Raw genomic sequence first — 9882 nt, forward strand, 5'->3', positions numbered from 1 at the left:
CACGGGGGCCGTCGATGGATCGTCTGATCTATATCGCCATGACTGGCGCGAAGCAGGCGATGGAGCAGCAGTCGACCACCGCCAACAATCTCGCGAACGTCTCGACGCCGGGCTTTCGCGCCCAGCTCGCGGCGTTCCGTCAGGCGCCGGTGCGCGCGCCAGACGGCACGACCGGCACGCGGACCTTTGTCGCCACGTCCACGCCGGGTACCGACTTCACCCCCGGCGCGATGCAGCAGACGGGCCGCCCGCTCGACGTGGCCATCCAGGGTCAGGGCTGGCTTGCCGTGCGCGATGCGCAGGGCCGCGAAGCCTACACGCGCGGCGGCAACCTCGAGATGACGGCCGACGGGCAACTCACGCTGCACGGGCTGCCGGTCATGACCGATGCCGGGCCGGCCGCCGTGCCGCCGGGCGCGGCCGTGAGCATCGGCACCGACGGCACGATCTCGGCGCTGGGGCAGGGCGATCCGCCCAACTCCATTGCCGTGATGGGCCAACTGAAGTTGGTCAATCCGCCCGAGACCAATTTGGTGCGAGGCGACGACGGGCTGTTCCGCACGGCGAACAATGCGCCGGCGCAGGTTGACCCGAACGTCGTCGTCGTGGCGGGGGCGATCGAGAACAGCAACGTCAATCCGGTCACTGGCCTAGTGAACATGATCTCGCAGTCGCGGGCCTTCGAGATGCAGATGAAGATGCTGCAGACGGCCGACACCAACGAACAATCCGCCAACCAGTTGCTGAACTTCAGCTAACGGGCGTGTGGCGCGTCGGATCCGAGGGGACCCGCGCGCCGCGACCGTACACGGGGAGAAACACCACATGATCCGTTCGCTCTACATCGCTGCTACCGGCATGAACGCCCAGCAGACGAACATGGACGTGATTTCGAACAACCTCGCCAACACCAGCACGAACGGCTTCAAGAAGGGTCGTGCGGTGTTCGAGGATCTGCTGTACCAGACGCTGCGCCAGCCCGGCGCCCAGTCGTCGCAGCAGACGTTGCTGCCTTCGGGCCTGCAATTGGGCACGGGTGTGCGCCCGGCGGCGACCGAGCGCATCTTCACGCAGGGCAACCTGACGCAGACGAGCAACGCCAAGGACGTCGCGATCAACGGCGACGGTTTCTTCCAGGTGCTCATGCCGGACGGCACGACCGCTTACACGCGCGACGGCTCGTTCCAGGTCGACAACAACGGCCAGCTCGTGACGGCGTCGGGCTATCCGGTCCAGCCGGCCATCACGATTCCGGCGAACGCGCTCTCCCTGACCATCGCGCGCGACGGTACGGTCTCGGTCACGCAGCCGGGCAACACGGCCAACGTGCAGATCGGTACGTTCCAGCTCGCCACGTTCATCAACAACGCCGGTTTGCAAAGCCTGGGCGAGAACCTGTACGCCGAGACGGCCGCCTCGGGAGCGCCGAACGTCGCACAGCCGGGTACCAACGGCGCGGGCGTGCTCAACCAGAACTACGTCGAAACGTCGAACGTGAATGTGGTCGAAGAGCTGGTGAACATGATTCAGGCGCAGCGCGCCTACGAAATCAATTCGAAGGCGGTCACGGCATCCGACCAGATGCTGCAGCGCCTGACGCAGATGTAAGCGGTGCGCCGCGGAAAGCCCCAAAGAATGAACGTCGAAATGTCAGCTCAAACGACCGTAAAGCATCGCGGCGCAGGCCTCGCGCGGTTCCTGGCGCTGGCGGCCGTCGCCGCGTTGAGCGGTCTGGCGGGCTGCGCTTACATCCCACAGGAACCGGTGGTGAACGGGCCGACGACCACGCGCCCGCCGCCCCCGCCGATGTCGGCCGATCCGGAAGGCTCGATCTACCGCCCGCTTTACTCGAACCGTCCGCTGTTCGAAGACCGCCGTCCGCGCAACGTTGGCGACATTCTCACGATCGTCATCAACGAAAACACGGCGGCGAGCAAGAACTCGGCGGCCAACACCACGCGTGCTGGCAGCGGCACGCTGAAGCTGAATCAGACCCCGGGCGTGATCGGCGGCGTGCTCAACAATCAGGGCCTGGACGTGAGCGGCGGCAACAAGTTCGACGCCAAGGGCGCGGCGAATGCGAACAACGTGTTCTCGGGCCAGATCACCGTGACCGTGATGGAAGTGCTCTCGAACGGCAACTTGGCGGTGGCCGGCGAGAAGCAGATCGCGATCAACCAGGGCACGGAATACATCAAGTTCTCGGGCGTGGTCAGCCCACAGACGATCTCGGGCGCGAATACCGTGCCTTCGACGCAGGTGGCCGATGCGCGCATCGAATACCGTGGCAAGGGCTATATCAACGAAGCCGAAACCATGGGCTGGCTGCAGCGCTTCTTCCTTAATATTTCGCCATTCTGATGTCGATCATGCCGTTCCCGTCGCGCCTTGCGCCGTCCTTGCATCACCTTCGCCAGGGCCTTCACCGCTTTGTCACCACGCTGGCCGTGGCGGGCGCGGCCGCGATGCTGCTGTGTCCGGGCGTGGCTCGCGCCGAACGTCTCAAGGAGCTGGCGTCGATTCAAGGGGTGCGCGACAACCAGTTGATCGGCTACGGCCTGGTGGCGGGCCTCGACAACTCGGGCGACCAGACCACGCAGACGCCGTTTACCGTGCAGAGCATGACCAACATGCTCTCGCAGCTGGGCATTACCGTCGCGCCCGGCACCAACATGCAGTTGAAGAACGTGGCCGCTGTGATGGTGACGGCGACACTGCCGGCGTTCACGCGCCCCGGTCAGGCCATCGACGTGGTGGTCTCCTCGATGGGCAATGCCAAGAGCCTGCGGGGCGGCACGTTGCTTATGACCCCCCTCAAGGGGCCGGACGGGCAGGTCTACGCGCTGGCGCAGGGCAACCTGCTCGTGGGCGGCGCTGGCGCGTCGGCCAATGGGTCGAGCGTGACCGTCAACCAGTTGGCCTCGGGCCGTATTCCGAGCGGCGCCATCGTCGAGCGTGCCGTGCCGACCGCGATGGGCGGTCAACAGGGCACGGTGCAGATGGAACTGAACGTGACCGATTTCTCGACCGCGCAGCGTGTGGTCGATGCCGTGAACCGCCGCTTCGGCTACGGCACCGCGCAGGCGCTGGACGGCCGCGTGATCCTGTTGCGCACGCCGAGCGATCCGTCGGGCCGTGTGCAGTTCCTCGCCCAGCTCGAAAGTGTGGACGTGCACCCCGACAACACGGCCGCGCGCGTGATCATCAACGCGCGCACCGGTTCCGTCGTGATGAACCAGAACGTGACGATCCAGCAGTGCGCGGTCGCCCACGGCAATCTGTCGGTCGTCATCGACACGCAAAACAACGTGAGCCAGCCCGCGCCATTCTCGGGCGGTCAGACGGTGGTGGCGCCGAATTCGCAAATCTCCGTTCAACAGGAGAACAACGCGCTCAGGATGATCAAGGCGGGCGCGAACCTGGCCGACGTCGTCAAGGCGCTCAACTCGCTCGGTGCCAGCCCGGCCGATCTGATGTCGATTCTGCAGGCCATGAAGGCCTCGGGCGCGCTGCGCGCCGATCTGGAGATCATCTGATATGGCCGACGGCTCCCGACTGAGCGGTGCGGGCAAGTCCCTGCCCGACCTGACGCAACGCGCTACCTACGACATGCAGGGCCTCACAGCCTTGCGCGCGGCGGCCCACCAGCAAACGCCGCAGGCCACGCAGCAGGCGGCCAAGCAGTTCGAGGCCGTTTTCACGCAGATGATGATGAAGAGCATGCGCGACGCCACGATGTCTGGCGGCCTGCTCGGCAGCGATCAGGAAAAGATGTTCAACGGCATGCTCGACGACCAGCTCGCGCAGCAGCTCGCGTCGAACAAGGGCATCGGTCTGGCCGACATGATGCTCAAGCAGCTCGCCCAGACCGGCACCACCCTGCCGCCGGCGGCGATGGGGCGCCAGCAACCGTTGCAGGGCCGCGCCTACAACGCGGCGGATGCCATCGGCGTGGCCGAGGGCGCCCCGGCCGCCGCAGGCGATTTCGTCGAGCGCATGGCCACGGCGGCCCAGAACGCCAGCGCCAACAGCGGCATTCCGGCGCGCTTCATGCTCAGTCAGGCGGCGCTTGAATCCGGCTGGGGCAAGCACGAAATCCGTCGGCGCGATGGCAGCACGAGCTTCAACGTCTTCGGCATCAAGGCGGGCAAGCACTGGACCGGTCCGACGGTGGAGGTCGCCACGACCGAGTACGTGAACGGCCAGCCGCACAAGGTGATGGCCAAGTTCCGCGCCTATCGCTCGTATGACGAGGCGTTCGCCGATTATGCGAACCTGATTTCGAGCAATCCGCGCTACGCGTCGGTCGTGGCGAGCGCCAACGACGCCGCGAGCTTCGCCACCAATCTCCAGCGTGCCGGGTATGCGACCGATCCGCAGTACGCCAGCAAGCTGATGAAGATCATGAAGCACTTCGCCTGACCGGCACGGGCGTCGACAGGGCGTCCTCCGGCGCGTCGGCCTCAATTTTGCCGGCGGGCTGCCGTAAACACATGGGTAACGGTGCGCGAACGGGCTTTCCGCTGTGGGGCGCACCCTCCATTCAAGCCGCGAGATCATGAGCCTAATCAATATTGGCATGAGCGGGCTGAACGCCTCCCAGTTCGCCCTGAACACCACCGGCAACAACATCTCCAACTCGGGGACGGCCGGATACAACCGCCAGGTTGTCGACTACACCCAGGCGGACAGCCAGTTCGCCGGTGTGGGCTACGTCGGCCAGGGCGTGCTGGTGAGCGATGTGTCGCGCGTGTACGACCAGTTCCTGTCGAACCAGGTCAACCAGGCGCAGACACAGTACAGCCAGCTCAATACCTACTACCAGCAGATCTCGCAGATCAACAATGCGCTGGGTAGCTCCACGACCGGCCTGTCGGCCTCGATGTCCACGTTCTTCACGAACCTGCAGACGATCGTGACCGCGCCGAACAACTCGGCCACGCGGGCGACGGTGATTTCGTCGGCGCAGACCCTCACGAGCATGTTCCAGTCGCTCTCGGGCACGCTGTCGTCGCTGCGCACCAGCGTGAACGGCAACATTACCCAGGCGACCACGCAGATCAACACGTACGCGAAGCAGATCGCCAGCCTTAACGACGCGATTCTGCAGGCACAGGGCAACGGCACCCATACCATGCCGAACGACCTGCTCGACCAGCGCGATCAGGCCGTCGCAAGCCTGAACGCCATCGTACAGACGAACATCGTCAAGGACACCAACGGGTCGTACAACGTCTTCGTCGGCAATGGCCAGTCGCTGGTATCGGGCAACTCGGCCTATCAGATGACGACGGTGCCTTCGACCAGCGATCCGTCGCAAATGACCGTGGCCTACGTCACCGGCAACGGCACGAAGGTCGCGATCCCGGAGTCGTCGATCACCGGCGGCTCGCTCGCCGGCCTGTTGTCGTTCCGCAGCGGCGCGCTCACGCAGGCGCAGAACTCGCTCGGCCAGATCGCCATGTCGCTGGCCGGCACGTTCAACGCGCAGAACCAGTTGGGGATGGACCTCTACGGTCAGATGGGCGGCAACTTCTTCACGGTGCCCAATCCGACGATCATCGCGAATACCGGCAATTCGAACGCGGCCACGCTCAACGCCAGCATCACCGACGCCTCGAAGGTGACCGCAAGCGACTACTCGGTGAGCTTCGACGGAACCACCTACACACTCACGCGCCAGAGCGACGGCGCCAAGTGGACGGCGGGGGCGCCCGCCACGCCGAGCACCCCGCTGAACTTCCAGGACACCAGCGGCGCGGCATTCGGCGACGGCTTCTCGGTGACCACCACCGGCATGGTCGCCGGCGACAGCTTCGCGATCCAGCCCACGCGCAACGCCGCGCAGAACATCGGTGTGGCCATCACCGATCCGGGCAAGATCGCCCTGGCCGCGCCGATCCTCGCCTCGACCCCCAGCACCAATAGCGGCTCGCTCAAAGTCGATCAGGGCAGCGTGGACGCCAACTATCTGTCGAACGTACTGAGCGCACCGGTCAACTTCACGTTCACCAAGGACCCTGTGACCGGCGCACTGACGCTCGTCGCCCCGTCGCCGATGACGGTCTCGGTCAATGGCGTGACGACCTCGTATGCCGCCGGCGCCACCGTGCCGTACAACGCCGCAACGGGGGCGAAGATCACGATGAGCGGCATGACGGTCAACCTGAGCGGCACGCCGTCCAATGGCGACACGTTCACCATTTCGCCGAATACGTCTGGCGCGGTGACCGACAACCGCAACGGTCTGGCGTTGTCGGCTCTGCAGAACGACACGACCAAGGTGGGGGGCGCGCAGAGCTATGCGACCGCCTACGCGAGCCTGGTCTCGTTTGTCGGTTCGACCACGAATACGTACAAGTCGACCAGCGCGGCGCAGCAGACCCTGTTGCAACAGACGCAAACGGCACAGCAGTCCAATTCTGGCGTGAACCTCGACGAAGAGGCGGCGAACCTGATCAAGTACCAACAGCTCTATCAGGCCAACTCGAAGGTGATTCAGACCGCGTCGACGTTGTTCAGCACCATCCTCCAGATCGTCAATTAAGCGCAGGGGCATCGCGATGCGGATCAGCACCAACATGATTTACGATCAGGGGATGCGCTCGATGAGCCAGAACACCTCCGATCTGCTCAACGTTCAGGCGCAACTCTCGTCGGGCAAGCGCGTGACCACGCCGAGCGACGACCCGATTGCGTCAGCCCAGGCGGTGGCCGTGTCGCAGGACAACGCCATGAACACGCAGTACGCGGCGAACCGGCAGTCCGCGACCACCCAGTTGCAGCTCGAGGACTCGACCTTCGGCAGCGTCATCAACGCGTTGCAGCACGTGATGTCGCAAGTCGTGTCGGCGGGCGACGCCTCGCTCAACGACAAGGACCGATCGACCATCGCGAGCGACCTGCAATCGAGCTTTCAGCAATTGCTTTCGCTGGCGAACACCACCGATGCCAACGGCCAGTATCTGTTCTCGGGCTTCAAGGGCAACACCGCGGCGTATATGACATCGGCCACGGGGGCGTCATACACGGGCGACTCGGGCGTGCGTTACGTGCAGGTGAGTCCGAACCGTCAGATCGCAATCAACGACGTTGGATCGAGCGTCTTCGAAAGCGTGCAGAGCGGCACGTCGGGCACGCTGATCAGCGGAAACGCCGCCAATCAGGGCACCGCCACGTATTCCACTGTCTCCACGACCAACGTGGCGGCGGCGGGCGCAAACCATCAGTACCAGATCAGCTTCGCGATCGACAACACGACCACGCCGCCCACGACCAACTACACGGTCAAGGATCAGACGGATACGACCGTGCCGGACGTGACGGGCGTCTACACCGCCGGCCAGCCGATCTCGTTCGGCGGCAAGGCGGTCACGTTCTCCGGCGCGCCGGCCACGGGCGACACCTACACCGTGCAACCGGCCACCATGGGCAGCACGAACATGTTCGACAACCTGCAGGCGCTGATCAACACGCTCAAGACGCCGGTCAGCAGCACGAACGGCACGGGCCAGGCCAACCTGGACAACGCGCTGACCACGTTCGGCCAGATGTTCAGCAACACCTACGACAACGTCACGACGATTCGCACGACCACGGGCTCCCGCATGAACGAACTCTCGGCGCTCAACAACATCGGCGACACCAATTCGCTGAATTATCAGTCGCAGTTGGGCGATCTGCTCGACGTGGACTGGAACTCGTCGGTGACCAAGTTCTCGCAGTTGCAGGCCGCGTTGCAGGCATCGCAGCAGAGCTTCCTGCAGACGCAGAAGCTGTCGCTGTTCAGTCTGCTCTGACCGGTTGCGCGGGACATTGCCCGCGCCGGACAAGGCAGGACCGCAGCAAAGACATTGGGCCGCCCGGGATTGCCGGGCGGCCCAATGTCATTTGTGGGGGCATTGCGACATCGCTCGCGCCCGGTGTTCAGGGTTTTGGGACGAAGGCCGCGGTCGTGCGGATCATCATGTCGATGCCGATCGCGATGAAGTGGTCCATCACCGGCGCAATACGCGGCATCATCAGCTCGATCACCACCAGCCCCACGCCCAGCGTGAGCGGAAAGCCGACGGCGAAGATGTTGAGTTGCGGCGCCGCGCGATTCAGAATGCCCAGCGCCAGGTTGCAGATGAGCAGCGCGGCCACGAGCGGCAGCGACAGCATGAGCGCGAGCATGAAGAGCTGGCCGCCCAGCATGGCGAGATAGTGCCAGCCCACGCTGGAGAGCGGTACGGCGGAGACCGGCAATACCGTGAAGCTTTGCACCAGCGTGGCGAACATCACCAGATGTCCATTGGTGGCGAGGAACACGAGCATGGCCACGACATTGAGCAGCATGCCGAGCACGGCGGTGCTGCCGTCGCTGTTCGGCGTGAGCAGCGTGGCAAACGACAGCCCCATCTGCAAGCCGACGAAGTCGCCCGCCATGCTGATGGCGGAGAACACGATCTGCATGCACCACCCCAGCGCCGCGCCGATCATCACCTGCTGCACGAGAATCCAGAGTCCCTCCCACGAGAACGGCGAGGCGGCGGGCATGGGGCCGAGCACCGGGGCGAGCGCCAGCGCGACAATGCCCGCGAGGCCGATCTTGACCGTGCCGGGCACGGCGGCGTCGCCGAACAGGGGGGCGCTCATCGAGAGCGCCAGCAGGCGCACGAATGGAAACAGGAACGCCGCAATGACGCCCGAGAGTTGTTCGTAAGTGAAGCTGATCAACGCGGGCGCGGCTTACCCGACGAGGCCGGGAATGCCCGTGAGCAACTGGCGCATGTAGTCGACCATCAGGTTGAGCATCCAGGGGCCGGCGATCACCAGGGTGGCGAACACGGCCAGCAGCTTCGGGATGAACGACAGCGTCATTTCATTGATCTGGGTGGCGGCCTGAAACAGGCTCACGAGCAGACCCGAGACGAGCGCGACGAGCAGCAGCGGCGCGGCGAGCAGCAGGGTGACCTGCATTGCCTGATGGGCCAGCGCCATGACGGTTTCCGGAGTCATCTCGCGTTCCTGCGCTACATGGTGAAGCTCTGGGCGAGCGAGCCCAGCAGCAGTTGCCAGCCATCGACCACCACGAACAGCATCAGCTTGAACGGCAGCGATACCGTGGAGGGCGACACCATCATCATGCCCATCGACATCAACACGCTCGCAACCACCAGATCGATGATCAGGAACGGAATGAAGATCGTGAAGCCGATCTGAAACGCTGTCTTCAGTTCGCTCGTGGCGAAGGCGGGAACGAGAATGCGCATCGGCACGTCTTCGGGGCCGTTCATCGGCGGGGTCTTGGCGAGCTTGGCGAAGAGTGCGAGGTCGGCTTCACGCGTCTGCTTGAGCATGAACGCGTGGAACGGCTTGGCGCCGGTGTCGATGGCCTGCTCGAAGCTGATCTTGTTCGCGGCGAACGGCTGGTAGGCGTCGGTGTAAGCCTTGTCGAACACCGGCGACATGACGAAGAAGGTCAGAAACAGCGCCAGGCCGATCAGAATCTGGTTCGGCGGCGACGTGGTGACGCCGATGGCATGGCGCAGCAGCGAGAGCACGATGATGATGCGTGTGAAGGCGGTCATCATCAGCAGCATCGCGGGCAGGAAGCCCAGCGATGTGAGCAGCAACATCGTCTGCACGGACAGCGAATAGGTCTGTCCGCCGCCGGGCGCCGGGGTCGTGGTGAACGCGGGCAGCGTGGCCTGCGCCAGGGCGGTGCCCGGCAGGGCGAGGCAGGCGAGCGCCAGTCCCAGCGTGATACCGAGTGCCCAACCCGCTTGGCGAGGCGATGGCCCGGTCAACCGCAAACCGCGCGCCATCAGGAATCCTTTTTCATCGTTTCGCGCAATTTCTGCGCAAACGCTTGTGCGGCGCGGTTGGCCTGCGCGCCCG

The 9882-nt window shown here is 64.6% G+C and carries 10 protein-coding genes; 7 read left to right on the top strand and 3 right to left on the bottom strand.

The annotated features are described in order from the left end of the window. Positions 1-14 precede the first annotated feature (14 nt). The 7 genes from A985_RS0111945 to flgL all read left to right on the top strand — a co-directional run bounded on the left by A985_RS0111945 (position 15) and on the right by flgL (position 7799). Positions 15-758 carry a flagellar basal body rod protein FlgF gene (locus tag A985_RS0111945; protein WP_017233636.1) on the top strand — a complete coding sequence of 248 codons (744 nt, stop codon included), beginning with the start codon at positions 15-17 and terminating at the stop codon, positions 756-758. A 67-nt stretch (positions 759-825) separates the two neighbouring features. Beyond that, on the top strand, positions 826-1608 hold the full coding sequence (gene flgG / locus A985_RS0111950) for a flagellar basal-body rod protein FlgG (RefSeq protein ID WP_017233637.1): 783 nt from the start codon (positions 826-828) through the stop codon (positions 1606-1608). Positions 1609-1647: 39 nt separating this feature from the next. Beyond that, the gene (locus A985_RS0111955) at positions 1648-2361 is read left to right on the top strand and encodes a flagellar basal body L-ring protein FlgH (RefSeq protein WP_026131889.1); all 714 of its coding nucleotides are present in this window, start codon (positions 1648-1650) and stop codon (positions 2359-2361) included. After that, on the top strand, positions 2361-3536 hold the full coding sequence (locus A985_RS0111960) for a flagellar basal body P-ring protein FlgI (RefSeq protein ID WP_017233639.1): 1176 nt from the start codon (positions 2361-2363) through the stop codon (positions 3534-3536). Before A985_RS0111955 ends, A985_RS0111960 begins: the two co-directional genes overlap by 1 nt. A gap of 1 nt (position 3537) precedes the next feature. Then, complete coding sequence (flgJ, locus tag A985_RS0111965) at positions 3538-4422, top strand: flagellar assembly peptidoglycan hydrolase FlgJ (RefSeq protein ID WP_017233640.1); 885 nt, start codon at positions 3538-3540, stop codon at positions 4420-4422. A 136-nt stretch (positions 4423-4558) separates the two neighbouring features. After that, positions 4559-6547 (top strand): flagellar hook-associated protein FlgK, encoded by a 1989-nt coding sequence (gene flgK, locus A985_RS0111970; RefSeq protein WP_039830255.1) that lies wholly within the window; start codon positions 4559-4561, stop codon positions 6545-6547. Positions 6548-6563: 16 nt separating this feature from the next. Next, positions 6564-7799, top strand: a complete 1236-nt coding sequence (gene flgL, locus A985_RS0111975; RefSeq protein WP_017233642.1) for a flagellar hook-associated protein FlgL — start codon at positions 6564-6566, stop codon at positions 7797-7799. Between the two features lie 127 nt (positions 7800-7926). Here the strand turns inward: flgL and fliR are convergent, their stop codons facing one another. Genes fliR through fliP form a run of 3 tightly spaced genes read right to left on the bottom strand, consistent with a single transcriptional unit; the run spans position 7927 to position 9809 of the window. After that, positions 7927-8718, bottom strand: coding sequence for a flagellar biosynthetic protein FliR (gene fliR / locus A985_RS0111980; RefSeq protein ID WP_017233643.1), 792 nt, complete (start codon positions 8716-8718; stop codon positions 7927-7929). A gap of 12 nt (positions 8719-8730) precedes the next feature. Continuing rightward, positions 8731-9000: a flagellar biosynthesis protein FliQ gene (gene fliQ / locus A985_RS0111985; RefSeq protein WP_026131892.1), complete on the bottom strand. Its 270-nt coding sequence runs from the start codon at positions 8998-9000 to the stop codon at positions 8731-8733. Positions 9001-9014: 14 nt separating this feature from the next. Beyond that, positions 9015-9809 (bottom strand): flagellar type III secretion system pore protein FliP, encoded by a 795-nt coding sequence (gene fliP / locus A985_RS0111990; RefSeq protein WP_017233645.1) that lies wholly within the window; start codon positions 9807-9809, stop codon positions 9015-9017. Positions 9810-9882: the final 73 nt, after the last annotated feature.

Source organism: Pandoraea sp. B-6 (assembly GCF_000282835.1).
Classification (GTDB): Bacteria; Pseudomonadota; Gammaproteobacteria; order Burkholderiales; family Burkholderiaceae; genus Pandoraea; species Pandoraea cepalis.

Excerpts from the sequence above, each read along its gene's own strand:
- A985_RS0111945 (WP_017233636.1), top strand. The coding sequence starts at position 15 with ATGGATCGTCTGATCTATATCGCCATGACTGGCGCGAAGCAGGCGATG.
- flgG (WP_017233637.1), top strand. The coding sequence starts at position 826 with ATGATCCGTTCGCTCTACATCGCTGCTACCGGCATGAACGCCCAGCAG.
- A985_RS0111955 (WP_026131889.1), top strand. The coding sequence starts at position 1,648 with ATGTCAGCTCAAACGACCGTAAAGCATCGCGGCGCAGGCCTCGCGCGG.
- A985_RS0111960 (WP_017233639.1), top strand. The coding sequence starts at position 2,361 with ATGTCGATCATGCCGTTCCCGTCGCGCCTTGCGCCGTCCTTGCATCAC.
- flgJ (WP_017233640.1), top strand. The coding sequence starts at position 3,538 with ATGGCCGACGGCTCCCGACTGAGCGGTGCGGGCAAGTCCCTGCCCGAC.
- flgK (WP_039830255.1), top strand. The coding sequence starts at position 4,559 with ATGAGCCTAATCAATATTGGCATGAGCGGGCTGAACGCCTCCCAGTTC.
- flgL (WP_017233642.1), top strand. The coding sequence starts at position 6,564 with ATGCGGATCAGCACCAACATGATTTACGATCAGGGGATGCGCTCGATG.
- fliQ (WP_026131892.1), bottom strand. The coding sequence starts at position 9,000 with ATGACTCCGGAAACCGTCATGGCGCTGGCCCATCAGGCAATGCAGGTC.
- fliP (WP_017233645.1), bottom strand. The coding sequence starts at position 9,809 with ATGGCGCGCGGTTTGCGGTTGACCGGGCCATCGCCTCGCCAAGCGGGT.